Origin of the sequence: Agrobacterium sp. SOY23 (assembly GCF_027212525.1) — a bacterium.
Lineage (GTDB): Bacteria > Pseudomonadota > Alphaproteobacteria > Rhizobiales > Rhizobiaceae > Agrobacterium > Agrobacterium tumefaciens_I.
On sequence record NZ_JAPWDT010000002.1, the window covers coordinates 726,492 to 749,981 of the forward strand.

Annotated in this window: 17 protein-coding genes, 2 tRNA genes and 1 pseudogene; 7 read left to right on the forward strand and 13 right to left on the reverse strand. The window is 60.8% G+C overall.

The features are described from left to right. The first annotated feature begins 31 nt into the window (after positions 1 to 31). The gene (locus O3S81_RS08750; protein ID WP_269342336.1) at positions 32 to 3,499 is read left to right on the forward strand and encodes a chromosome segregation SMC family protein; all 3,468 of its coding nucleotides are present in this window, start codon (positions 32 to 34) and stop codon (positions 3,497 to 3,499) included. Between the two features lie 491 nt (positions 3,500 to 3,990). Here the strand turns inward: O3S81_RS08750 and O3S81_RS08755 are convergent, their stop codons facing one another. Beyond that, entirely contained in the window at positions 3,991 to 4,962 is a 972-nt protein-coding gene (locus O3S81_RS08755; protein ID WP_269342337.1) for a VOC family protein, read from the reverse strand. Positions 4,963 to 5,189: 227 nt separating this feature from the next. Between O3S81_RS08755 and ppdK the strand changes: the two genes are divergently transcribed. Continuing rightward, positions 5,190 to 7,916 (forward strand): pyruvate, phosphate dikinase, encoded by a 2,727-nt coding sequence (ppdK, locus tag O3S81_RS08760; RefSeq protein WP_269342338.1) that lies wholly within the window; start codon positions 5,190 to 5,192, stop codon positions 7,914 to 7,916. On the opposite strand, the gene O3S81_RS08765 is transcribed toward ppdK, so the two are convergent. The 4 genes from O3S81_RS08765 to O3S81_RS08780 all read right to left on the reverse strand — a co-directional run bounded on the left by O3S81_RS08765 (position 7,894) and on the right by O3S81_RS08780 (position 10,997). Further along, positions 7,894 to 8,166 carry a hypothetical protein gene (locus O3S81_RS08765; protein ID WP_269342341.1) on the reverse strand — a complete coding sequence of 91 codons (273 nt, stop codon included), beginning with the start codon at positions 8,164 to 8,166 and terminating at the stop codon, positions 7,894 to 7,896. The genes ppdK and O3S81_RS08765 overlap by 23 nt on opposite strands. A 127-nt stretch (positions 8,167 to 8,293) precedes the next feature. Beyond that, the gene (locus O3S81_RS08770) at positions 8,294 to 8,881 is read right to left on the reverse strand and encodes a demethoxyubiquinone hydroxylase family protein (RefSeq protein WP_269342343.1); all 588 of its coding nucleotides are present in this window, start codon (positions 8,879 to 8,881) and stop codon (positions 8,294 to 8,296) included. Positions 8,882 to 9,082: 201 nt separating this feature from the next. Then, positions 9,083 to 9,481, reverse strand: coding sequence for a hypothetical protein (locus tag O3S81_RS08775; RefSeq protein ID WP_269342345.1), 399 nt, complete (start codon positions 9,479 to 9,481; stop codon positions 9,083 to 9,085). Between the two features lie 151 nt (positions 9,482 to 9,632). Continuing rightward, positions 9,633 to 10,997 carry a dicarboxylate/amino acid:cation symporter gene (locus tag O3S81_RS08780; protein WP_269342347.1) on the reverse strand — a complete coding sequence of 455 codons (1,365 nt, stop codon included), beginning with the start codon at positions 10,995 to 10,997 and terminating at the stop codon, positions 9,633 to 9,635. Positions 10,998 to 11,416: 419 nt separating this feature from the next. Here O3S81_RS08780 and O3S81_RS08785 point away from each other — a divergent pair, with 419 nt between their 5' ends. After that, positions 11,417 to 12,337 carry a DUF1499 domain-containing protein gene (locus O3S81_RS08785; RefSeq protein WP_269342349.1) on the forward strand — a complete coding sequence of 307 codons (921 nt, stop codon included), beginning with the start codon at positions 11,417 to 11,419 and terminating at the stop codon, positions 12,335 to 12,337. A 178-nt stretch (positions 12,338 to 12,515) separates the two neighbouring features. On the opposite strand, the gene O3S81_RS08790 is transcribed toward O3S81_RS08785, so the two are convergent. Then, positions 12,516 to 13,424, reverse strand: coding sequence for an MBL fold metallo-hydrolase (locus tag O3S81_RS08790; RefSeq protein ID WP_269342452.1), 909 nt, complete (start codon positions 13,422 to 13,424; stop codon positions 12,516 to 12,518). A 203-nt stretch (positions 13,425 to 13,627) separates the two neighbouring features. Between O3S81_RS08790 and O3S81_RS08795 the strand changes: the two genes are divergently transcribed. Beyond that, positions 13,628 to 13,702 (forward strand) — tRNA-Gln (locus O3S81_RS08795). 12 nt (positions 13,703 to 13,714) lie between these two features. Here the strand turns inward: O3S81_RS08795 and O3S81_RS08800 are convergent. The 4 genes and pseudogenes from O3S81_RS08800 to O3S81_RS08815 all read right to left on the reverse strand — a co-directional run bounded on the left by O3S81_RS08800 (position 13,715) and on the right by O3S81_RS08815 (position 17,075). Further along, positions 13,715 to 14,025: pseudogene (locus O3S81_RS08800) on the reverse strand (type II toxin-antitoxin system RelE/ParE family toxin). After that, the gene (locus O3S81_RS08805; protein ID WP_269342350.1) at positions 14,015 to 14,296 is read right to left on the reverse strand and encodes a ribbon-helix-helix domain-containing protein; all 282 of its coding nucleotides are present in this window, start codon (positions 14,294 to 14,296) and stop codon (positions 14,015 to 14,017) included. The pseudogene O3S81_RS08800 and the gene O3S81_RS08805 overlap by 11 nt, the downstream one beginning before the upstream one ends. A 250-nt stretch (positions 14,297 to 14,546) precedes the next feature. Next, positions 14,547 to 16,262 carry a malate dehydrogenase (quinone) gene (gene mqo, locus O3S81_RS08810; RefSeq protein ID WP_269342352.1) on the reverse strand — a complete coding sequence of 572 codons (1,716 nt, stop codon included), beginning with the start codon at positions 16,260 to 16,262 and terminating at the stop codon, positions 14,547 to 14,549. 390 nt (positions 16,263 to 16,652) lie between these two features. Next, positions 16,653 to 17,075, reverse strand: coding sequence for a hypothetical protein (locus O3S81_RS08815; protein WP_269342354.1), 423 nt, complete (start codon positions 17,073 to 17,075; stop codon positions 16,653 to 16,655). A gap of 264 nt (positions 17,076 to 17,339) precedes the next feature. Here O3S81_RS08815 and O3S81_RS08820 point away from each other — a divergent pair. Then, positions 17,340 to 17,416 (forward strand) — tRNA-Pro (locus tag O3S81_RS08820). Between the two features lie 729 nt (positions 17,417 to 18,145). Here O3S81_RS08820 and cysN read toward each other — a convergent pair. The 3 genes from cysN to O3S81_RS08835 are packed head-to-tail and all read right to left on the reverse strand — an operon-like array spanning position 18,146 to position 21,391. Continuing rightward, positions 18,146 to 19,630 carry a sulfate adenylyltransferase subunit CysN gene (gene cysN, locus O3S81_RS08825; protein WP_269342356.1) on the reverse strand — a complete coding sequence of 495 codons (1,485 nt, stop codon included), beginning with the start codon at positions 19,628 to 19,630 and terminating at the stop codon, positions 18,146 to 18,148. Further along, a complete protein-coding gene (cysD, locus tag O3S81_RS08830) occupies positions 19,630 to 20,583 on the reverse strand; it encodes a sulfate adenylyltransferase subunit CysD (RefSeq protein WP_269342358.1) in 954 nt (317 codons plus the stop codon). The genes cysN and cysD overlap by 1 nt, the downstream gene beginning before the upstream one ends. 25 nt (positions 20,584 to 20,608) lie before the next feature. Continuing rightward, on the reverse strand, positions 20,609 to 21,391 hold the full coding sequence (locus tag O3S81_RS08835; protein ID WP_269342360.1) for a phosphoadenylyl-sulfate reductase: 783 nt from the start codon (positions 21,389 to 21,391) through the stop codon (positions 20,609 to 20,611). Between the two features lie 204 nt (positions 21,392 to 21,595). Here O3S81_RS08835 and O3S81_RS08840 point away from each other — a divergent pair, with 204 nt between their 5' ends. Together O3S81_RS08840 and O3S81_RS08845 are read left to right on the forward strand one after the other, a co-directional pair. After that, on the forward strand, positions 21,596 to 22,036 hold the full coding sequence (locus O3S81_RS08840) for an RrF2 family transcriptional regulator (RefSeq protein WP_269342361.1): 441 nt from the start codon (positions 21,596 to 21,598) through the stop codon (positions 22,034 to 22,036). 245 nt (positions 22,037 to 22,281) lie between these two features. Then, complete coding sequence (locus tag O3S81_RS08845) at positions 22,282 to 23,307, forward strand: sulfate ABC transporter substrate-binding protein (protein WP_269342363.1); 1,026 nt, start codon at positions 22,282 to 22,284, stop codon at positions 23,305 to 23,307. Positions 23,308 to 23,490: the final 183 nt, after the last annotated feature.

A 23,490-nucleotide genomic window follows, 5' to 3' on the forward strand; every position in this document is an offset into this window, starting at 1 on the left:
ATTGCCGTTTTTCTACCCGGAGCGTGACGGCATGAAGTTCAACAAGCTCCGCCTCGTCGGTTTCAAGTCCTTCGTTGAACCTTCCGAATTCATCATCGAGCCCGGTCTAACAGGCGTCGTTGGCCCGAATGGCTGCGGCAAGTCCAATCTGGTCGAAGCGCTGCGCTGGGTGATGGGCGAGAATTCCTACAAGAACATGCGCGCATCCGGCATGGATGACGTCATCTTCTCAGGCTCCGGCAACCGTCCGGCCAGAAACACCGCCGAAGTCGGCCTTTATCTCGACAATTCCGACCGCACCGCGCCCGCCGCCTTCAACGATGCCGATGAAATTCAGGTGACACGCCGCATCGAGCGCGAAAACGGCTCCGTCTACCGCATCAACGGCAAGGAAGCCCGCGCCAAGGATGTGCAGCTGCTGTTTGCGGATGCCTCCACCGGCGCCCGTTCGCCCTCCATGGTGGGGCAGGGGCGTATCGGCGAGCTCATCAATGCCAAGCCGCAGGCTCGCCGCCAGCTGCTGGAAGAGGCGGCCGGCATTTCCGGCCTGCATTCCCGCCGCCACGAGGCCGAGCTTCGCCTGCGCGCCGCCGAGACCAATCTGGAGCGGCTGGAAGATGTGACCGCTCAGCTGGAAAGCCAGATCGAAAGCCTGAAACGCCAGGCGCGGCAGGCCAACCGCTTCAAGATGCTGTCCGCCGATATCCGCGCCCGCGAGGCGACCCTTCTGCACATCCGCTGGGTGGAGGCGAAGGAAGCGGAAGGCGAGGCGGAAAGCGCCCTCAACCAGGCGACCAATATCGTCGCTGAAAAGGCGCAAGGCCAGATGGAAGCGGCCAAGCAGCAGGGCATTGCCAGCCTGAAACTGCCGGAACTGCGCGAGGATGAGGCACGCGTGGCCGCCGCCCTGCAACGCCTGCAGATCGCCCGCACCCAGCTGGATGACGAGGCGAACCGCCTGCTGCGCCGCCGTGATGAGCTGGCGCGCCGTCTCTCGCAGCTTGGCGAGGATATCGTCCGCGAGGAGCGGCTTGTCTCCGACAATGCCCAGATACTCGCACGGCTGGACGAAGAAGAAGCCGAACTCGTCGAAATCCTCTCCGATTCCGGCCGTCATGCGGAAGAGATGCGCGAAGCCTTCGAAGCCGCTGCGGTCAAGCTCTCGGAAAGCGAAGCCATCTTCACCGCCATCACCGCCGAACGCGCGGAAGCAGCTGCCGGCCGTCAGCAACTGGAGCGGGCGATCCGTGATCTCTCCGACCGCAAGCTGAGGCTGGAGCGGCAATCGCAGGAAGCATCCGCCGAGATTGACACCATCGACGAAAAACTCTCCGGCCTTCCCGATCCCGCGGAGCGGCGCGAAGCGGTAGAAGCGGCGGAGATTGCCGTCGAGGATGCGTTGATCGTGGCGGAAGAGGCCGAGGCTGTCGTTGCTGAGGCGCGTTCCGCCGAAACACTGGCGCGCGGACCGCTGGAAACCGCGAAAAACCGGCTGAATGCGCTGGATACCGAAGCGCGCACCATCACCAAGATCCTCGCCTCCAGTGCCGCCGCCAATGGCAGTTTCACGCCGGTGGCGGAAGAAATGACGGTGGAGCGCGGTTATGAGGCCGCATTGGGCGCAGCGCTCGGCGACGATCTCGAAAGCCCGCTCGATGCGGCTGCGCCCGCTTATTGGGGCGGTAATGGCGATGGTGCGGATGATCCCGCCCTGCCGCAAGGCGCGAAACCGCTTCTGGATTATGCGCAGGCACCCGCGGCTCTCAGGCGTGCTCTCGCACAGATCGGCGTCGTTGCAGACGTTTCGGAGGCCCGGCGCCTTCTGCCGTCGCTGAAAGCCGGCCAGCGGCTGGTAACGCGCGAGGGCGCGCTGTTTCGCTGGGACGGCCATATCGCCAGCGCAGATGCGCCGGGCGCTGCAGCCCTTCGCCTGTCGCAGAAGAACCGCCTCGCCGAAATCGAAGCCGAACTGGACGAGGCCCGTTCCATTCTGGAAGAGGCCGAAGACCAGCTTGCCGCGAAAACCGAGGCCATCAGAAGCAGCGAATTGCGGCTTTCGGAAGTGCGCGACCGGAGCCGGCTTGCGACCCGGCAGCTGGCCGAGGCACGCGAGGCGCTCACCGCCGCCGAACGGGCCTCGGGCGATCTGCTGCGCCGCCGGGATATCGTTTCCGAAGCACTGAACCAGATCGGCGCGCAGATCGACGAGATCGCCGTTCAGGAAGACAATGCCCGCATCGAAATGGAAGATGCGCCTGACCTTTCCGTGCTCGATCTCAAGCTGCGCGAAAGCCAGCTCGAAGTCGCGACCGATCGTGGTCTGCTGGCGGAGGCCCGCGCCCGCCATGAGGGCGTTAGCCGCGAGGCGGAAAGTCGCCAGCGCAGACTTCAGGCAATAGGGCAGGAGCGTTCCACCTGGCAGTCGCGGGCAGCAAGTGCAGCCGACCATATCGCCACGCTGCGCGAACGCGAGGAAGAGGCGCGCGAGGAAATCGCTGAACTCGACATAGCGCCGGAAGAATTCGACGAGAAACGCCGCAACCTCCTCAACGAATTGCAGAAGACCGAAGACGCCCGCCGCGCGGCTGCTGACCGGCTGGCCGAGGCGGAAAATCTGCAGCGCGCCGCCGACCGGGTGGCTGCAACGGCACTTTCCGAACTGGCCGAAGCCCGCGAAAAGCGCGGCCGTGCCGAAGAGCGGCTGGTTTCCGCCCGCGAGAAACGGCAGGAGGCCGAACACCGCATCCGCGAAACGCTGAATACCGAGCCGCATATGGCGTTTCGCCTGACCGGCCTTGGTCCAGACCAGCCGAAGCCGGATATCCGCGATGTCGAGCGTGATCTCGACCGGCTGAAGATCGAGCGCGAAAGGCTTGGCGCGGTCAATCTGCGCGCAGAGGAGGAGCAGGCGGAGCTTTCCGCCAAGCTGGAAGCGCTGATCAAGGAGCGGGACGACATCATTGATGCCGTGCGCAAGCTGCGCGCCGGCATCCAGAACCTCAACCGCGAAGGCCGCGAACGGCTGATCGCCGCCTTTGATGTGGTCAATTCGCAGTTCCAGCGGTTGTTCACCCATCTCTTCGGCGGCGGCACGGCGGAATTGCAGCTGATCGAATCCGACGATCCGCTGGAAGCCGGCCTCGAAATTCTCGCCCGTCCGCCGGGCAAAAAACCGCAGACCATGACGCTGCTTTCGGGCGGCGAGCAGGCGCTGACGGCCATGGCGCTGATCTTTGCCGTCTTCCTCACCAATCCCGCGCCGATCTGCGTGCTGGACGAGGTGGATGCGCCGCTCGACGACCACAATGTCGAGCGCTACTGCAACCTGATGGACGAGATGGTGGCCTCCACCGAAACGCGTTTCGTCATCATCACCCACAATCCCATCACCATGGCGCGCATGAACCGCCTCTTTGGCGTCACCATGGCCGAACAGGGCGTGTCGCAACTGGTGTCCGTGGATTTGCAGACGGCCGAACAGCTGCGCGAAGCCGTCTGAGGCGGCTTGGCCGGGATTCATTCCCGACTTTTGCTCAATGTGAATTTATCTTGCCGTATCACCCATTCGGGTGAGCGACAATGCGCTGCATTTTGCTATGTATTGGTCACAAGCCTAGGGTTCTCTCCAGACCCCACCATCCGGTTTCCTGTACCGGATGGAATGCCTTGCGAGGCCGCTGCCGTGGCCTCGCAAGGCTTTCTTTTCAGGGCGGGTCATAGGGTTGCGCGGGATGCGAGCTGGTAATGTTCCCGGTCTGCAAACTGCCTCCGTCATACCGGCCTTGAGCCGGTATCCAGCCAGCCCAAGTCCTTGGGCTGAAAAGACCTCTCCCCTCCGTGCGAGAGCCGCCTCGGCTGAATTCCGGCTCAAGGCCGGAATGACGGGAGGAGGGGACGAAACGAATCGCTTTAAACACCTGGCCTGCTGCAACTGCCAATCGCGCGATGTGCGAGTTTCTCCGTGCATCATGCATGGAGGCCTGCCATCACTCACCCCGGCACCAGCCGCAGCCGCGTGCCCCAGGGATCGATCGCCTCCACCACATCGTTCTCCATCTCCACCAGCACATAACCGGCGGCCCGCAGCCGCTCCTTCTGCGCTTCGAGATCGGCGGGATTTCGAATGGTGAGAGAAAACCAGTCGAGGCCGGTTTCCATGGTGTTGCGTTCCTTTGCGCCGCGGCTGTTCCATGTATTCACCGCCAGATGGTGGTGATAACCGCCGGAGGAGAGGAAGGATGCATCCGCACGGGCATCCTGCGTCGGTTGCAGGCCGACGGCCGCTTCGTAAAAGGCGCGGGCGGCGGCAATTTCGCCGACCCTGAGATGAATATGCCCGATGCGCATCGCCGGAGGCGCGGCCTCGTAATCGCTGGTTTTGGTATCGGTGAGCGTCACGAGATCATCGACATCGAGCGGTTCGGTGCCCATCTTCACCACACGGCCGCTCCAGGCCCATGTGTCCTTCGGCCGATCGCTGTAAACCTCGATGCCATTGCCTTCGGGATCGTTGAGATAGATCGCCTCGCTGACATTGTGATCGGCAAAACCGGAAAGCGGCACCTGCTTCAGCGCCGCATGCACCAGCCAGCGGGCGAGATCCTTGCGGGAGGGCATCAGATAGGCGATGTGGAACAGGCCGGCAGAGGTGGGGCTTTCGAAATCGGCCGCCGGCTTGTGCACGAGATCGAGCAGCGGCACGGCGCCGACACCGAGCGTCACGCCCCTTGCGGTGCGTTCCACCTCGTTCATGCCCAGCACCGAACCATAATACTCGATCATCGGGTCAAGTTCGCGCACGCGCAGCGCCGCCTGGCCGACATGCATCGGTGTCGTTAATGCGAAGGGCAGGGCGGCATTTGCGAGGGGCGTGCCCCCCTCGGCTTTGAGCGCACCGGCAAGAGCGGTGGCGGCACAGGAAATTCCGGCAAATTTCAACGTATGGCGGCGGGTAAATTGCATGAACAATCTCTTTGCGGCGATTTGAATGGCTTAGGCAACACTCCGTTTCAGCGCATTACACGAATGCGTCAATCATGCCGTTATTTGGCCTTTGCGGCAATTCTTGCGCGCAATTCGCCGCAATTATGCTGCACTGCGATGTAAACTGCACGTTGCGGCGTTCCCAACATGCCGCCAATGCTGTAGATGATAGAAAAATGACAACGCTTCTGGGTGGAGAGCGTGGAATGAAAAAGTGGGTTTATACCTTCGGCAATGGTGCTGCCGAAGGCAGGGCAGGTGACGTTGCGATATTGGGCGGCAAGGGCGCGAACCTTGCCGAAATGGCAAGTCTCGGCCTACCCGTTCCCCCCGGCCTCACCATCATAGCCGATGCCTGTGCGCTTTATCACAAGAATGGTCGCGATCTTCCCGAAGAGCTGAAGCTGCAGGTCATGGCCGGCCTGCATGGCATGGAGCTCGTGACCGGCAAGACCTTCGGCGGCAGCCATTCGCCATTGCTTCTTTCCGTCCGCTCCGGCGCCCGCGCTTCCATGCCCGGCATGATGGACACGGTCCTCAACCTCGGTCTCAACGACCGCACGGTCGAGGCGCTCGGCCATGATGCGGGTGATGCCCGTTTTGCCTGGGACAGCTACCGCCGCTTCATCCAGATGTATGGCGATGTCGTCATGGGCCTCGATCATGAAATGTTCGAGGAAATCCTGGAGGACGAAAAAGGCCGTCTCGGACATGAATATGATACCGACATGTCGGCGGTCGAATGGCAGCACGTCGTTTCGCTCTATAAGAAACTGATCGAGGATGAACTCGGCGAAGCCTTCCCGCAGGACTGTCATGTGCAGCTCTGGGGCGCCATCGGCGCTGTTTTCGCCAGCTGGACCAACCATCGCGCCGTGACTTACCGCCACCTGCATAATATTCCGGGTGACTGGGGTACTGCGGTTAACGTGCAGGCCATGGTCTTCGGCAATCTCGGCTCGTCCTCGGCAACCGGCGTCGCCTTCACCCGCAATCCCTCGACCGGCGAGGCGGAGCTTTACGGCGAATTCCTCGTCAATGCGCAGGGGGAAGACGTGGTGGCGGGCATCCGCACGCCGCAATCCATCACCGAGGCGGCACGGCTGGCGTCGGGTTCCGATAAGCCCTCCATGGAAAAGCTGATGCCGGAGGCTTTCGGCGAATTCCTGACCATCTGCAAGCGGCTGGAAACGCATTACCGTGACATGCAGGATCTGGAATTTACCATCGAGCGCGGCAAGCTCTGGATGTTGCAGACCCGTTCCGGCAAGCGCACCACCCGCGCCGCCATGAAGGTCGCCGTCGATATGGTGGAGGAGGGGCTGATCTCGCAGGAGGAAGCCGTCTGCCGCATCGAGCCCTCATCGCTTGACCAGCTCTTGCACCCCACCATCGATCCCGGCATTGCCCGCCCCATTATAGGCTCCGGCCTGCCGGCCTCGCCGGGGGCGGCGACGGGTGAAATCGTCTTTACCGCGGAAGAGGCGGTTGCGGCGGAAGCGGAAGGCCGTCGCGTCATTCTGGTGCGCATCGAAACCAGCCCGGAAGATATTCACGGCATGCATGCCGCCGAAGGCATTTTGACGACGCGCGGCGGCATGACCAGCCACGCCGCCGTCGTTGCGCGCGGCATGGGCATTCCCTGCGTCACCGGCGCGGGCTCCATGCGCGTCGATATGCGCAACAGGGTGCTGATCGGCGTCGGCTGCATGCTCAAACGCGGTGATGTCATCACCATCGACGGCTCTTCCGGCCGAGTGCTGAAGGGCGAAGTGCCGATGACGCAGCCGGAACTTTCGGGCGATTTCGGCAAGTTGATGGAATGGGCCGACAATCTACGCAGGATGACCGTGCGCACCAATGCCGATACGCCGGCCGATGCCCGCGCCGCCCGCGCCTTCGGTGCGGAAGGCATTGGGCTGTGCCGCACCGAACATATGTTCTTCGAGGGTGACCGTATCCATGTGATGCGCGAAATGATCCTCGCCGAAAGCGAAAAGGGCAGGCGGGCCGCGCTCGATGAGCTTCTGCCGATGCAGCGTTCGGATTTCACCGAACTTTTCCAGATCATGCATGGCCTGCCGGTAACGATCCGTCTGCTCGATCCGCCGCTGCACGAATTCCTGCCGAAGACAGATGGTGAGATCGTCGAGGTGGCCGCAGCCATGGGCATGCCGCAGACGGTGTTCCGCCAGCGGCTGGATGCGCTGCATGAATTTAACCCCATGCTCGGCCACCGCGGCTGCCGTCTCGCCATTTCCTATCCGGAAATCGCCGAAATGCAGGCCCGCGCCATTTTCGAAGCCGCCGTTGAGGCGGCGCGCATCACCGGCGCACCCGTCGTGCCTGAGATCATGGTGCCGCTGGTCGGGCTTCGCTCGGAGCTGGATTACGTCACTGAGGTCATCGACGGCGTCGCCGCTGCCGTGGCGCAGGAAACCGGCATGGAGATCGAATATCTCACCGGCACCATGATCGAACTGCCGCGCGCCGCCCTTCGCGCCCATGTCATCGCGGAAGCGGCGGAGTTCTTCTCCTTCGGCACCAACGACCTGACGCAGACCACCTTCGGCATTTCGCGCGATGACGCGGCGCGGTTCATCAATACCTATCAGCGCAAGGGGATCATCGAGCGCGACCCGTTCATTTCGCTCGATTTCGACGGTGTGGGGGAACTGATCCGCATTGCCGCCGAACGCGGCCGCCAGACGCGGCCGGAATTGAAGCTCGGCATTTGCGGCGAACATGGCGGCGACCCGGCCTCCATCCATTTCTGCGAGGATGCCGATCTCGACTACGTGTCCTGCTCGCCCTTCCGCGTGCCCATCGCCCGCCTGGCCGCGGCGCAGGCAACGCTTGCGGCGAAGAGGGATGAGGGCAGGGTGGCGAGCAATGTCGCCTTCATTCCCGTCAGGGGTTCTGTTGGACGATGATGCGCCGCTCCACCACCACGGGGCGGTAGAACATGTCGCGGTTCATCTGCGCCTGCCAGGCGCGGTTGTCGGCGCGGCGGTCCATTTCCAGATCGAGAAGGCACCCGGCCATCGGGTCCGTGCCGGGGCGGAAACCATAACCCCGGCATGTCGCCTCATCCCGCGCACGGCGCTCTTCCGGCGTCAGCGTCTGGCAGGCGGTAAGCGCCAGGAGCGCGGCAAGCGAACCGAGGACGATGGAAACACGCATCTTGTTTCTCCCTTAACATGACAGCATTGCGGCACTTTTATTGCCGCGATTGATACGCCTGTTTGCATTTGGGGAAAAGCCGCGTCGGGGTGGAAAGTTGCGTTTGGTCCAAGAACATATCAGTCGTTCAAGCCGGCTTGGAGATCGCCATTTCAGCGCGCATCCAGCTTGAATCCCCCCATGTCGAGAGCCAGATCATCAGGTCGGTGAGAAAGCCGATAATCGGCAGAAGAAGCCTGTGACCCAAGCCGTGTGACGTCTGGTTTTTCTCGGCTTCCTGTAGATGCGCCAATTCCTGCTCCTGAATTGAGGCGATAAGCTTGTGAAGCTCTGGATCTCTTGTTTGCAGAAATGCCAATTGATCTTCCAGATGGCGGTGAACAGTACTTTCAACGGCTTCAGTGCAAATCCAGATCATGTTTCGTCCGCCGAGCGCGGTCAGAGAACCCAGTAGGAAACCTCCGAGGCTCCAAAACGCCATGACGCGACAAGGCTTCGCGTTTCTGGCTGGCATGGCTTCTCTGAACAGGCGGCAATGATCGATCTCGTCTTCCCGCATCTCTTGAAGAGCGGGCACGATGTCCGGAAACAGCCGGCGAGCCATCCATATCTGCGCTCCGTAGATGCGAATAGCGCCAAACTCGCCCGCGTGATTGACCTTGAGAATACGCCGAACGGTGAGGGCTGGGTCGTGTTTACCGGAACGGCCAGACATTCGAAACTTTTCCAAAGCGCGTTCCAGTCCAACCGGATGTGGCAGATTTTACCGCCGCAATGCGAGCAGTTGTCGCCGCCATTGATAAGTCGGTTCTTGTGTGGGGAAAACCCCATCCCGGTGGAAAGTTAGGCCCAACATGGTGGAAGATGCGGGTCTGCGAGCTTCCGTCGATCACGAAACCAAATGTCCTGGTTCCATTCAAAGTTCGCGAAGAAAAGAGGGCGGGAAAATGCCCTGCAGGATGAGCCAGTCACTCAATAGAAGCGTGAGGATGGCGGCGAGAAGGATGCCGCCCATGAAGGCGATGAGGCCGAGCGTGGCGCGTGGCCACCGGCGGGTCTGATAAAGATAGATGGCAAGGCCGACAGGCGCGAGAAGAATGGTAACGATCTTGGCGGCGGAACTGCGCCGGATATCCCGTTTTTCGGCATCCTCTATCTGCCACCAGGCAAACAGCGTGATGATGCCGATCATCTGCACCAGATCATTTGCGGTAAAGGAAGTTGGAGGTCCGGCAGGCCAGACGGCCGCGTCTATGAGAAGCCCGAGGGAGAGGAAGGCGAGCAGGCCGACATAAATCCAGTTACGTTTCGCCATGCACAGGTTCCGCGGAAAGTTGCGTTGTTGTCTGTGCCGCTATGGCTATCGATCAAACCATCTCCGTCAACCCCAAACTCTTGTGGAACAACGGAATTGGCCATCGTGGGGCGCCTCCCTTTCGAATGGAAACACCCCACGACTATTGCTGTCAGGCCGTCGCTATTTCCCGGTCATCGAGCGCGTCGATGTCCTTGGCGTTGTTGTAGACGGCTTCATTCAGAATGCCCTCGCGCTTGGCGACGAGGGTGGGCACCAGCGCCTGACCGGCGACGTTGACCGCCGTGCGGCCCATGTCGAGGATCGGATCGATGGCGAGCAGCAGGCCCACACCTTCGAGCGGCAGGCCGAGGGTGGAGAGCGTCAGCGTCAGCATTACCACGGCACCCGTCAGGCCAGCCGTTGCGGCAGAGCCGAGCACCGAGACGAAGACGATCAGCACATAGTCCTGAATGCCGAGCGGCACCTGGAAGAACTGCGCGATGAAGATCGCCGAAATCGCCGGATAGATCGCAGCACAGCCGTCCATCTTGGTGGTGGCGCCGAGCGGCACGGAGAAGGCGGCATATTCGCGCGGCACGCCCAGGCTCTTTTCCGTCACGGTTTCGGTAACGGGAAGTGTGCCGATGGAGGAGCGCGAAACGAAGGCCAGCTGGATGGCCGGCCATGCGCCCGCAAAGAACCGCGATGGCTTCAGGCCATGGGCGATCAGCAGCGCCGGATAGACCACGAAGAGCACGAGTGCCAGACCGATATAAACGGCCGCCGCGTACCAGCCGAGCTGCGACAGCGTCGTCCAGCCATATTGGTCAACCGCGCGGCCGAGCAGGCCGATGGTGCCGATGGGGGTGAGGCGGATGACCCACCACAGGATTTTCCGCACGATGGCAAGCAGCGACTGGTTGAAGGCGAGGAACGGCTCCGCCGCCTTGCCGGCTTTCAGCGCCGCGACACCAAAGGCAATCGACACGACAAGCAGCTGCAACACGTTGAAGTTCAGCGAGGTGCTGGCCGCGCCATTATTGACCTTCGTCGAGGCTTCGAGGCCGAAGACGTTGGCCGGGACGAGACCCTTCAGGAAATCCAGCCAGGAGCCGGTGGAGGAAGGGGCCGCCGCTGCCGTATTGGCAATCGCGGTGTTGACGCCCGGCTGGATCACGAGGCCGAGCGCGATGCCGATGACGACGGCAATCAGCGCGGTGATGGCGAACCACAGAAGCGTCTGCCAGACGAGCTTTGCCGCATTGGAGAGGTTCTTGAGATTGGCGATGGAGGCGACGATGGCCGTAAAGATCAGCGGCGGCACCAGCGCGCGCAAAAGCTGCACGAAAATGCTGCCGATGGTCTGCAGCGTCACCGAAAGCCAGTTCTGGCTGCCGGCGGCATCGGGACCGATGTTGCGCGCAAGGAGGCCGAGCAGCAGGCCGATGACCATGGCGCTCAGAACCTGAAAGCCGAAATTGCGATAAAAGGGTTTCGGCCCGGAGGGGCCGGCGGACGTCGTTGCCTGTGACATGACATGTCTCTTTATTGTGCAAGAAAACGAGAATGTTGCACTTTTTACACGCATTCTCGAGGGAGGTCGCCGAGGATACGCCGATTTCCTCAGCAATTAAGGGATGGACTTGCGTATTTGTTGCATTGTCGGGGTATTATTCTCTCGGAATGGCGATATGCGGAAAAATATTCTGCATTTTCGAAGGACCAGCTTTTCATAACACAGTCACATGTCATTCTCGGGCTTTGTCCCGAGGATCTGCAACGTTTGACCCGGCATGGCGTTGGCGGTTGGGATCAGCCGGAATTTAAGGATCAACCCCCTCCTTTGTTTTCCTCGCCGCAAATCCGGTCTATGACATCATATGCAGGTGATTCCCTGCCAGAATTCGGGTGCAACGCTTTCAAGCCAATGCGATCTAACGGATATCCGCTTTCATGACTGTGCGTTTCGTCCGGCCTTTTTCGGTTGCAGCCTATCTTTCCCGGTATCTGGGTCTTGCGGCGCTTGCGCTCTTTCTCATCGCCGCCGGCATCCACCGTTTCGGGCCGCTGACGACGCCCGATCTTGTCGGGCTGCTCATCATTGCCGCCGGCATTGCTCTTCTGGCCGTGCTTCTGGCGCTGATCGGCCTGGAGCGGCTGTGGACGACGGGTGCGCGCGGCGGGCTTTCGGCGCTGGCCGCGCTGCTTCTCTCGGCCCTGCCGCTCGGTGTCGTCGGTTATGGCGCGTTTCTTTATTGGCAGCAGCCGAAGATCTACGACATTTCCACCGATCTGAGCGATGTGCCGGAATGGCTGGTGACACCCGCCGCCAACCAGCAATGGCTGGTTCGGCCCGCGACCGTGACCAAAGCCGACCGCGATGCGCAGATGGAGGCCTATGCGAGCCTGGCCGGCCGCCGTTATGAAGGCGCGATCGACCGCATCTATGCCGCCGCCAAAAAAATGGCGGCCGCCCAGAATATCCGCATCACCCACACCAAGGGTGTGATCGGCGCGGAAGACGCCCCCTCCGTCGGCGTGCCGCCACAGGACAGGACGCAGCCCGCGGAGGACGCGCCAGTGGAAGACCTGCCCTCCATCGTGCCCGTGCCCATGGCCCGCCCGGCTGAAGCGCCGCAGCCCACCTTCTTCAATGGCAGCGGCGTGGTGCTGATGCAGGGCGAAACCCGCACCCGCATCTGGGGTCTGCGTTTCGACCTCCTCATCCGCCTGAAGGAAGAGGCGGAAACCACCATCGTCGACGTGCGCGTCGCCTCCCGTTACGGCCCGCATGATCTCGGCATGGGTGCGGCGATTGCGGAGGCCTATCTCGATGCGCTGGATGCGGAAATGCAGGGTCTGAACGATAATTGAGTTCCTGACGCCGAAGGCTTAGCTGGCGCTAAGCTTCGGCAAGGTCAGGGCTCTGCATCGCCGCGAGTTTCTTCTCCCCGCCAGGGAGAAGAAACGAGTGGCACTCGCCCGCGCCATCAATGGGAGAGCGATGGCTGAGGCGATAGCAAGATTTGAAATGCTGCCTGTCAAAACCCCGTCAGGCCGGAAAATATTCGCCCAGCAGCGAAGGTGCGCCATCCGTTCGCACTTCGCCCTTTTCGATCAGATCCTCGATATGCGCGAGCACGGAAAGGGCTGCCGCGCCATGCAGGCGCCTGTCGGTGCTGGCATAGATCACCTTCACCATATCGGCGATCAGCCTGTCACCTTGCCTGATCCGCTTCAGAACCGCCTTTTCCCGCATGCGGCGGTGGGCGCGCAAGCCCCGCATGAAAGCGGCGGGATCAGTGACCGGTCCGCCATGGCCGGGCAGAAACAGCCGGTCGTCGCGGGTCAGCAGTCGCTCCAGCGAGGCCATGTAATCGCTCATCGCTCCATCCGGCGGTGCGACGATGGTGGTGGCCCAGGCCATGACATGATCGGCGGAAAAGACGATGCCGGTGCCCTCAAGGGCAAAGGCGGCGTGATTGGCGGTGTGTCCCGGCGTATGCAGCGCGGTTAATGCCCAGCCATCACCGGAGAGGTTCTGCCCGTCGCCCAGCGCAATGTCGGGCGCGAATGCCGTATCGGAACTTTCGGCAAAGGGATTGGTTTCACCCACATGCAGCGGCCGGGCGGCACGATGCGGGCCTTCCGCCACCGTCAGCGCCCCGGTTGCCTCTTTCAGCCGCCGGGCGAGCGGCGAATGATCACGATGGGTGTGGCTGACGAAGATATGGGTCACCTCGCGGCCATCAAGCGCCGCCATCAAAGCCTGAAAATGCGCCTCATCCTCCGGGCCGGGATCGATGACGGCAACGGAGCGGTCACCGACGATATAGGAGTTGGTGCCGTGGAAGGTGAAGGCGGAAGGGTTGTTGACGGTGATGCGCTGGATGAGCGGGGCGACAGGAACCGCCTCGCCATAGGCCGGCTTGAAGTCGAGATCGAATGCCGGGTCCGCCATCGAGACCTCCTGAATGAATGCCATGCCGCCCGTGCCGGCGGCACCCGCCGCACAATCGCCAAGCCCTATCATGCCGTCTGCGGCGCGGCACCCAAAAAGCTTGGATTTTGTGAAAAAATTGGTCGCCGGGTCATTGCCGCGCCGGGCAGGCTTTGCTAATCAGGCGCGGTTCAGGCAGCGGCGTTTCGCTCTCGCTGCCCTGTTGGGGCGTCGCCAAGCGGTAAGGCACCGGTTTTTGGTACCGGCATTCCCAGGTTCGAATCCTGGCGCCCCAGCCATCACTTCCAAAGTCAAAACAGTGTCCGCAGGTCCCGGCACCGTCGATCACACGAATGATTTCCACGCAGCGTACTTCGTCGCCGTCCGTATCCGGAACGGTTTCGTAGAGAATGACGTAGGGGGCTTCGACGAGCATGCGGGCAGACGGAAAAATTTCCGGATGGCGTTCGCCGAGATGGGGATGATCAACCAGGCTTTCCGCTTTGGCCCGGAATCGGGCAAAATACCGTTCCGCAGCCAAGGGCTGTGACTTGCCGATATCGACGTAGATTTTCTTCACATCGCTGCGTGCGCGGGGCGTCCAGACAAGTCTAATGGTCACGATTTTTCAACGACGCCAGTTCCGCCCGCGCTTCATTGAGCGTCTCGTCAAAATCCGCTTCGGTTGAATTGCCGCTGGCTTTGCCCTCGGCCCACAACGCGCGCAACTTGGTGATGTCCTCGCGTCGCTGAACCCATTTCGCCGACCAGTCGCGCATCGCCTCACGGATGACTTCGCTGCTGCTGGCATAGGCACCGCTTTCCACGGCGTCACGCAAGATTTCGGCGTGCTGGAGCGTCATGGAAACGCTGATCTTCTCCACATTGGCCATATGTGATCTCCTTGGCATTTGGTAGCAATTATTACTACCAAATGGATTGTGATACTATCATTTTCGGCGTGCGAAGTGGCCATCCGACCCGGGCTGTCCCGAGCATCTGCAGCCGATTGATTCTGTGAGATGTGAGCAAATCCTCGGCACAAGGCCGAGGATGATGGTGCGTATCGAGAAGTCGCGTCTAACAAAAACGCCGCGTATCCAAAGACACGCGGCGTCCAATCTCAAAGATCGTGGCTAGGCCTTAAAGCGCGATATCCGGCACCTTCTTCACCGGCGCACCCGCAGGCGCCGCACCGGCGCCCTTCAGCGCCTCGAGATCGATCTGCGGCGGGGTCGGCAGCTGCAGGTGTTCGGCGGTGTAGGCCCACTCCTCGCGCACCTTTTCCGGGTCGTCATTCAGCTTGGTGCCGTAGCTCGGCACGATCTGGCGCAGCTTTGTCTGCCACTCAGGCGTTGCCACCTTGTCCTTGAAGACTTTTTCCAGAACGCTGAGCATGATCGGCGCTGCGGTGGAAGCACCCGGCGAAGCGCCAAGCAGGCCGGCGATGCTGCCATCCCCTGCGGCGACGACTTCGGTGCCGAGCCTCAGCACGCCGCCCTTTTCTTCGTCGCGCTTGATGATCTGCACGCGCTGTCCGGCCTGCCACAGGCGCCATTCGCCCTGTTTGGCATTGGGGAAATATTCCTTCAGCGCGGCAAAACGGTCGTCATCCGACATCATCAGCTGGCCGGCGAGATATTCCACCAGCGGATATTCATCGATGCCCACGCGCACCATCGGCCAGGCGTTGCTGGTCGTGACGGAGGAGACGAGATCGAAATAGGAGCCTTCCTTCAGGAACTTGGTGGAGAAGGTGGCGAAAGGTCCAAACAGGATGACACGCTTGCCGCCCAGCACGCGGGTATCGAGATGCGGAACCGACATGGGCGGCGAGCCGACCGAGGCCTTGCCATAGGCCTTGGCCAGATGCTGCATCGTCACATCAGGGTTTTCGTTGATGAGGAACGAGCCGCCCACCGGGAAGCCGGCATAATCATCGGCTTCCGGAATGCCGGACATCTGCAGCAGGTGCAGCGCGCCGCCGCCGGCGCCGATGAACACGAATTTCGCATCCACCACCTGTTCGGCATCGGTCTTGGTGTTGGTGTAGGTCACCCGCCAGCTGCCGTCGGCATTGCGCTGGATATCGGACACCTCGCTGTTGACCTGCAGGTCGAAATTCTGGTCGCTCTGCAGATGCGATACGAATTGCCGGGTGATCTCGCCGAATTCCATGTCGGTGCCGAGCGGCGACCAGGTTGCGCCGATCTTCTGGGAAGGATCGCGGCCTTCCATCATCAGCGGCACCCACTTCTTGATCTGCTCGGGATCGGTGGAGAATTCCATGCCGGCGAAAAGCGGGCTGGCCTTCAGCGCCTGATAACGCTTTTCCAGATAGGCGACGTTCTCGTCACCCCAGACGAAGCTCATATGCGGCGTGTGGTTGATGAAGGAGCGTGGGTTCTTCAAAACGCCGTTGCGCACCTGCCATGCCCAGAACTGCCGGGAAATCTGGAAGGATTCGTTGATGTTGATCGCTTGGCTGATCTTGATGTTGCCGTTTTCGTCCTGCGGCGTGTAGTTGAGCTCGGCAAGCGCGGAATGGCCGGTGCCGGCATTGTTCCAGCCGTTCGAGCTTTCAAGCGCAACGCCATCCAGCCGCTCCAGCATCTGCATGGACCAGGTGGGCTCCAGTTCGCGCAGCCAGACACCGAGCGTCGCGCTCATGATGCCGCCGCCGATCAAAAGCACATCGACCTTCTTGGCAGCCGTATTGGCGAGAAGCGGGGAAGAGGGCAGTGCCGCTGCGGCAATTCCAGCGAGCGCGCCGCCCAGAACCTGTCGGCGGTTCAGCGGAAATGCATGGGAGAGATCAGTGAGCTGGGATTTGTCTTGATCGATGGGAGTCACGGCCATACCTGATTCTTGTTTTGTGTTAAAAACATTCCTCCCGATCGCCCCGTTATAGCAAAGCGCAAAGCGGCACAACCCGGACTCATTCACTCCAGTTCAAGCGTTTTTGCAGGGATTTGGCCGGGACATATGGTCGCGCCGGCGAATTTTGTGCATTTGCGGATCGTCATTTTCAGCGCAGTGAAGATTAGGCGATGCTTTCAAACGGTTGAAAGGGTTCTATGAGCCGGATATCGCAAAAAGCCCAACCGACTGCGCCTTGCAGGCCATGATGATTGGCGCGGCGCTGCTGCGGGCTGAATTTTTTTCAGAAAAATGACGATAATCCCGAAAAAGTGAAAGGCCCGCCGTTTCGGGCGGGCCTTGTGTTGTGTTCGGTCTGAGGCCGAAAGCTCAGTTTGCGGCGAGGAATTCCGCGCAATAGCTCGGGCCGTTGACGCCGGGGCGGTCGGAGACCGTGCGCACGGCAGTGATCTTGTAGTCGCTGGAAACGACGAGCTGCACCGTGCAGGAGAGCGAAGCGGTACGGGCCGGCGAGATCTGGCGACCCTTCTTGCCGTCCTTGCCTTCTTCGAATTTGGCCGGAATGGTGGCCTTCTTGTAGCCGCCGCGCCAGTTATAGACGGTGGAGCTGCCGCTTTCCGTATCGCTCAGCGGCGGGCCGAATTTTGCGAAGAAAATGCCTGCGGACTGGCCGACCCAGCGGGTTTCAACCGGGCTCTTCTGGGCAAAAGAGGGGGCGGAGCCGCCGGTGGAGGTGGTGCAGGCGGAGAGCGCAATGGCAAACGCTGCGAGCGTTACGCTGCGGAATAGCATGGTGAAATGTCCTTTGTGCCGTGTCCGGCTTCCCGCCGGTCATTCCGTTCCCCTAGCAGATTTGGCGGCGGCGGGCAGGGGAGGTGTGCGGTCCGATGAAAATTTCCTGCCACAATTGCTTTTTTGTAACGTTTTCCGCCCTTCCGCCCCGCTTTGCAGGCGCTTGGCGGGGCTGTTTCACCGGATGGAAAAAACTTGTCATAAAAAATGCAATAAGCCGCTTGTCGAATGCCGGAGGCTGGTCTATAGAAGCGCCGCTGGTCACGGAGTGTAGCGCAGTCTGGTAGCGCACCACGTTCGGGACGTGGGGGTCGGAGGTTCGAATCCTCTCACTCCGACCAGCTTAAAGCCAATGAGAACAGTGGCTTGCAAATGATCCCGAAAATCCCTGAAATCAAAGTCGCGTAGTTAAACCGGACGGTTTGAAACCTCACCGATTGAGATATTTGTTGTCCGCGCCCGCGAAATCCGGCTTTACATGCGAACAGGCTCGCTTCGGCGGGCTTTTTATTGCAGTACCCGGCGCCCGAACGAAAGAGGCCCGTCGCTCCGCCAAGCGCCAGGCCTCAATGTCGCGGCCTTGTTTCAGGGGACGCGCGACATCCGACGTCTTAAAAGCGTCAATTCCGATCCACAACCTCAGAAGTTACCCGTCACCGCCCTTAGCCCCGAATTTTCGGGGCGTCGTGATGATCAACTTATCGCGATCAAAAAAGAGGCCCGCTGTTCTTTCGAACAACGAGCCTCTGTTGGATCGCTTGGCGGAGCGACCGCATGCAAATTCGCCTTTTGCGCATGAACGTCAAATGAACAAACGGCTTTCTTGAAGGCCGAGAAACAACCCGTAAAAATCAGGGGCGCATGGATCGGAAAGCTGCCCCAGCCGTTATCTCCCCACAGCAACAATGGAGGATAACATGCTGAAGGGTATCGCGTTGTGGGTTATGGGCGTTCCGGTCGTCGTGATCATTCTGCTTTATATGTTCGTGTTTTAAGTCGCGCCTGATGACAGGCGCAAAACAAAAAGGCGACCACATCGTGATCGCCTTTTGTCGTTTATGCGGGCATTTTCAGTCGAGATCGCCGATCAGCCGCGAGGCTGTCGCCGCATCCGTGCGGCGGATGTCGATCTCGTCGCGGTGTTTGGCGAGCAGTTCGCCGGCGAGCAGCTTTTCCGCAAGTCCGGCGGGGAGTGAGAGGATGACGCGGTCGCCCTGTTCCTCCGTCGCACCTGTGCTGCGCTTGCCGGCGATCATGCCGCCCGCAACCGTATTGTTGGTGTCGGGGTCGATCAGAATGAAGGAGCCGGTCGCCCGGTTCTGCTCGTAGGGGTCGAAGATCGCCGTCTCGTCGAAGGAGAGGCGCACCTTGCCGATGGCGTTCATCGGCAGCGAGGTCTCATGCGCCTGCCATTCGCCTTCCTTCAGGTTCAATTGGCTGACGGGCTGGACGCTGACGCGCTGGCGGCGGCTGCCGCTTTTGAGCCAATAACGTTTGCCGGCCTCGATACCGCCCGGCTGCAGGGCAACAAGCTGTGCGTCGAAGGCAAGTCCCGTGAGCGGCTGCGCCTCGATGGAGACGATCATGTCGCCGCGCGAGACATCCACCTGGCGATCGAGCACCAGCGTGACGGCATCACCCGCCACGGCGGCGTTGCGCACCAGATCGAAGGTAACGATCTGCTTGACATTGGCGACCATGCCCGAAGGCAGGACCACGACGCTGTCGCCCGGCTTCACCGAACCGCCGGCAACCGTGCCCTGATAACCACGGAAGCTTTCACCCGGACGCGACACGCGCTGCACCGGCAGGCGGAAGCCCCCGGACTGCGCGGAGCGGACGGTGGCAAGCTCCAGTGTTTCCACCAGTGTCGGGCCTTCATACCAGGGCATGGAGGCCTTGCCGGAGAGAACGACGTTTTCGCCCTTCAGCGCCGACATCGGAATGGCGGTGATCTGCTTGATGCCGAGATTGGAGGCAAACTCGCGGAACTCGTGGGCGATCAGTTCGAAACCGGCCTTGTCGTAATGGGTCAGGTCGATCTTGTTGACGGCCAGCACGAACTGCCGAATGCCCATCAGGGCGGCAATGGTGGCGTGGCGGCGTGTCTGTTCGAGAATGCCGGTGCGCGCATCGACGAGCAGCACGGCGAGATCGGCGGTGGAAGCGCCGGTCGCCATGTTGCGGGTATATTGCTCATGGCCGGGTGTGTCGGCCACGATGAAGGCGCGCCGGTCGGTGGCGAAATAACGATAGGCGACATCGATGGTGATGCCCTGTTCGCGTTCCGCCTGAAGACCGTCGAGCAGCAGCGCGAAATCGGGCAGTCCGAGATCGTTCTGCTTGCCGCTGTCGCGGTGCAGCGTGGCGGCCTGGTCTTCCTTGACGGCCTTGGTGTCCCAGAGGAGACGGCCGATCAGGGTCGACTTACCATCGTCCACGCTGCCGCAGGTGATGAGGCGGAGCGGACGCGTGTCGCGCGCCACCTTCGAATGTTCGGCGAAGGGCAAAATGGTGGCGGAAGAGGAGGGGGTGCTTGCGGTGGCAGTGCTCATCAGAAATAGCCCTCGCGCTTCTTCTTCTCCATGGAGCCGGACTGGTCGCGGTCAATCGCACGGCCCTGCCGTTCGGAGACGGTGGCGATTTCCAGTTCGGCGATGACCTCCTGAAGCGTCGCCGCCTCGGAGCGGATCGCGCCGGTCAGCGGGAAGCAGCCGAGCGTGCGGAAGCGGATCGAGCCGTGCTTGATCTCTTCGCCGGGCAGAAGCTCCAGCCGTTCGTCTTCGGCCAGGATCATCATGCCGTCACGTTCCACGTAAGGACGCTCGGCGGCGTAATAGAGCGGCACCAGCGGGATGTTTTCCGCCTCGATGTAACGCCAGATATCCACTTCGGTCCAGTTGGAGAGCGGGAAGGCGCGCACGCTCTCGCCCTTGCGGACCATGCCGTTATAGATGTTCCACAGTTCCGGGCGCTGGTTGCGCGGGTCCCATTTATGGTCGGGCGTGCGGAAGGAATAAATGCGTTCCTTGGCGCGGCTCGCCTCTTCGTCGCGCCGTGCGCCGCCGAAGGCCGCGTCGAACTGGCCGGCATCCAGCGCCTGGCGCAGCGCTTCCGTCTTCATGATGTCGGTGTAAAGCGCCGATCCATGGGAGAAGGGGGTGACGTTTTCGGTCTCGCCACGCGGGTTGGTGTAGGAAATCAGATCAAGATCGTATTCCTTGACGATATTGTCGCGGAACTCGATCATTTCCTTGAACTTCCAACCGGTATTGACATGCAGCAGCGGGAAGGGGATGCGGCCGGGGAAAAACGCCTTGCGCGCCAAATGCAGCAGCACGGACGAATCCTTGCCGATGGAATAAAGCATGACGGGCTTGTCGAATTCGGCGGCGACTTCGCGGAAGATGTGAATGGCTTCGTTTTCAAGCGCCTTCAGATGGGGATCGAGAGGCGGCTTGGCTGCGACAGTATTCTTGCTGTCCGTCTCGTGGACTGCGTTGGACATTGTAAACTCCGGGATTACTGAATGATTATCGTTGCGGGATGGCGGAAACGGCGGGTGTCTGCTCCGCACCGGCGACGTGAAGACCGCATTCGCGCTTCTCGTCGTTTTCCCACCACCATCGTCCGGCGCGCTCAGGCTCACCGGGCTTGATGGCGCGCGTACACGGCTCGCAGCCGATGGAGGGGTAACCGCGCGCATGCAACGGATTGACGGGGATGTTCTCCTTGGCGACATGCGCCCGGATGAGGTCGATATCCCAGTCAGCCAAGGGATTGATCTTGATGAGATTGCGATCCGCGTCGAACTCGGCGAATGGCGTCGTCGCGCGATTGCCCGACTGGCCGCGTCTGAGGCCGGTGATCCAGAAGGCCGCACCCTCCAGCGCCTTGCCGAGCGGGATCAGCTTCCTGACATGACAGCAGGCGTGGCGCGCCTCGACGCTTTCGTAAAAGCCGTTGAGACCATACTTCGCGGCATAGGCGTCGATATCGTCCTGTTCGGGCCGGAAGCGGCGGATTTCGATGCCGAAACGTTCTTCGGTTTCATCGATGAGATCGACAGTTTCCTTGAACAGGCGGCCGGTCTCCAGCGTCACCACATCGATCGGCAGACGATGCGTGCCGACGGCGGCGGTGATGACCTGATCCTCTATGCCGAGGCTGGTGGTGAAGACCGCCCGCCCGCCGAGGCCGGCGATAAACGAAAGCCGACCCGCCAGATCGAGCCCCGCAAGCGTGGCGTCGAGGGAAGCGGCATCGGCAGAGGCATTTGCTGAATTGATCGTCATTGTCACGTCCGGGATTTCCATGGCCGATTATTGTTGAAATCCGGCTATGGGAACAGAAATGACAGTCTTTGTGCGCTGCACTTGAGAGCAAAAATGCCTCATGCGCGCGTGGTATGAGCAAAAGATGCCCGTTCACCTTCTTTGCAGCTTGGATTTGAATTGTGACAACTTCTGCGCTAAGCCGGAATTGCCGGGTTTCCGGGCTTGTGGTCTACTGGTTTTACGATGATTTCGCAGAAGGCAAAATATGCGCTGAGGGCGCTTCTTTCGCTGGCAAAGGCCGACGGCGGCTGTCCTGTGCAAATTTCCGACATTGCCCGTGAACAGGCCATTCCGAAAAAGTTTCTGGAGCAGATCCTTCTTGAAATGAAGAAGGAACGGATCGTCGAAAGCCGGCGCGGCAAGCAGGGCGGCTACCTTCTGGCGCGCCCGGCCGAGGACATCACCTTCGGCGAGGTGCTGCGCCTCATCGACGGACCGCTTGCCCCCTTGCCCTGCCTGTCACAGACCGCCTATCGCCGCTGCGAGGATTGTGACGGCGAGAAGCAGTGCGAGATCCGCCACGTCTTCGCCCGCGTGGCCGATGCCACCCGCAACATCCTGTTCAACACCACCATCGCCGATGCCGTGGTCGGTGTCGAAGTGCCCGAGCTTTTGACGGCCTAACGAAAAAATCGTCTAAAACCCCATAATATTTTTCGCCATCGCGGCAAAAAACCGTCAAAAATGTGAAATGCTTTTGCATTCAGAAAAGTTTTACACGACGCTTGTTGCGCCTTTCGCTTATGCTGCGCTGTATTTGTTGCCTGGGAAAACGCTCTCGGGAAACACTTTTTCGATCGTATTCGGCCTCATTGACCAACTCTACTCAACCGGTAGAGTTAAGCCATCGCAATCAGGAGGGAATACCGATGTCCAAGCTTCTGTCCGGTTTGAGCGTTATTGCTCTTAGCCTTTCACTGGCTTTTGGCGGCGCTGGCTCGGCCGCCGCGCAGACCAAGCTGCTTAATGTGTCCTATGATCCGACCCGTGAGCTCTACAAGGATTTCAACGAGGCCTTCGCCAAGAAGTGGAAGGCTGACACCGGTGAAGACATCACCATCCAGCAGTCGCACGGCGGCTCCGGCAAGCAGGCACGCTCGGTCATCGACGGTCTGGAAGCCGATGTTGTGACGCTCGCTTTGCAGAGCGACATCGACGCCATCGTCCAGAATTCCGGCAAGATCAACAAGGATTGGCGCACCCGCCTGCCGCATAATTCCTCGCCCTACACCTCCACCATCGTTTTCCTGGTGCGCAAGGGCAACCCGAAGGGCATCCACAATTGGGGCGATCTGGTGAAGGGCGACGTGCAGATCGTGACGCCGAACCCGAAGACATCCGGCGGTGCCCGCTGGAACTATCTTGCTGCCTGGGCCTGGGCCAATGAAGAATTCAAGGGTGATCAGGCCAAGATCAAGGCCTATGTCGGTGAACTCTACAAGCGCGCCCCGGTTCTCGATACCGGCGCCCGTGGCTCCACGGTCACCTTCGCACAGCGCCAGATCGGTGATGTGCTGCTCGCTTGGGAAAACGAGGCCTATCTGGCCGGCCAGGAATTCGGCGCGGATGCCTTTGACATTGTCGTGCCGCCGATCTCGATCCTTGCCGAACCGCCGGTCGCCGTGGTTGACGCAAACGTCGACGCCAAGGGCACCCGCAAGGCGGCGGAAGCCTATCTACAATATCTCTATTCCGACGAAGGACAGAACATTGCGGCCAAGCACTTCTACCGTCCGTCCAATCCCGCCGTTGTCTCCAAGGATCTGCTGAAGCAGCTGCCTGACATCAAGCTCGTCACCATCGATGATCCGATCTTCGGCGGTTGGGCCAAGGCGCAGCCGGAACATTTTGGTGACGGCGGCATCTTCGACCAGATTTACAAGCCCGCAAAGTAAGCGGATGATGGGGTGAAACGCGATCACCCCGTCCACAGGGACAAGACAAAAGAACCTGTTCGACCGGACAACCGTGCCGGTCGAACTTTTATAAGAAAAACGCCGGGGAACACCGGCTCCCAGAGGGCATTTCCAGGAAAAGCGAACTCCGGTTTCCTGACCTGGAAATGTACAAAACAAAGA

What these genes read in the sequence shown, in the direction of transcription:
- O3S81_RS08750 (WP_269342336.1), top strand. Translation starts at nt 32, where the DNA reads ATGAAGTTCAACAAGCTCCGCCTCGTCGGTTTCAAGTCCTTCGTTGAA.
- O3S81_RS08755 (WP_269342337.1), bottom strand. Translation starts at nt 4,962, where the DNA reads ATGCAATTTACCCGCCGCCATACGTTGAAATTTGCCGGAATTTCCTGT.
- ppdK (WP_269342338.1), top strand. Translation starts at nt 5,190, where the DNA reads ATGAAAAAGTGGGTTTATACCTTCGGCAATGGTGCTGCCGAAGGCAGG.
- O3S81_RS08765 (WP_269342341.1), bottom strand. Translation starts at nt 8,166, where the DNA reads ATGCGTGTTTCCATCGTCCTCGGTTCGCTTGCCGCGCTCCTGGCGCTT.
- O3S81_RS08770 (WP_269342343.1), bottom strand. Translation starts at nt 8,881, where the DNA reads ATGTCTGGCCGTTCCGGTAAACACGACCCAGCCCTCACCGTTCGGCGT.
- O3S81_RS08775 (WP_269342345.1), bottom strand. Translation starts at nt 9,481, where the DNA reads ATGGCGAAACGTAACTGGATTTATGTCGGCCTGCTCGCCTTCCTCTCC.
- O3S81_RS08780 (WP_269342347.1), bottom strand. Translation starts at nt 10,997, where the DNA reads ATGTCACAGGCAACGACGTCCGCCGGCCCCTCCGGGCCGAAACCCTTT.
- O3S81_RS08785 (WP_269342349.1), top strand. Translation starts at nt 11,417, where the DNA reads ATGACTGTGCGTTTCGTCCGGCCTTTTTCGGTTGCAGCCTATCTTTCC.
- O3S81_RS08790 (WP_269342452.1), bottom strand. Translation starts at nt 13,424, where the DNA reads ATGGCGGACCCGGCATTCGATCTCGACTTCAAGCCGGCCTATGGCGAG.
- O3S81_RS08805 (WP_269342350.1), bottom strand. Translation starts at nt 14,296, where the DNA reads ATGGCCAATGTGGAGAAGATCAGCGTTTCCATGACGCTCCAGCACGCC.
- mqo (WP_269342352.1), bottom strand. Translation starts at nt 16,262, where the DNA reads ATGGCCGTGACTCCCATCGATCAAGACAAATCCCAGCTCACTGATCTC.
- O3S81_RS08815 (WP_269342354.1), bottom strand. Translation starts at nt 17,075, where the DNA reads ATGCTATTCCGCAGCGTAACGCTCGCAGCGTTTGCCATTGCGCTCTCC.
- cysN (WP_269342356.1), bottom strand. Translation starts at nt 19,630, where the DNA reads ATGAGCACTGCCACCGCAAGCACCCCCTCCTCTTCCGCCACCATTTTG.
- cysD (WP_269342358.1), bottom strand. Translation starts at nt 20,583, where the DNA reads ATGTCCAACGCAGTCCACGAGACGGACAGCAAGAATACTGTCGCAGCC.
- O3S81_RS08835 (WP_269342360.1), bottom strand. Translation starts at nt 21,391, where the DNA reads ATGGAAATCCCGGACGTGACAATGACGATCAATTCAGCAAATGCCTCT.
- O3S81_RS08840 (WP_269342361.1), top strand. Translation starts at nt 21,596, where the DNA reads ATGATTTCGCAGAAGGCAAAATATGCGCTGAGGGCGCTTCTTTCGCTG.
- O3S81_RS08845 (WP_269342363.1), top strand. Translation starts at nt 22,282, where the DNA reads ATGTCCAAGCTTCTGTCCGGTTTGAGCGTTATTGCTCTTAGCCTTTCA.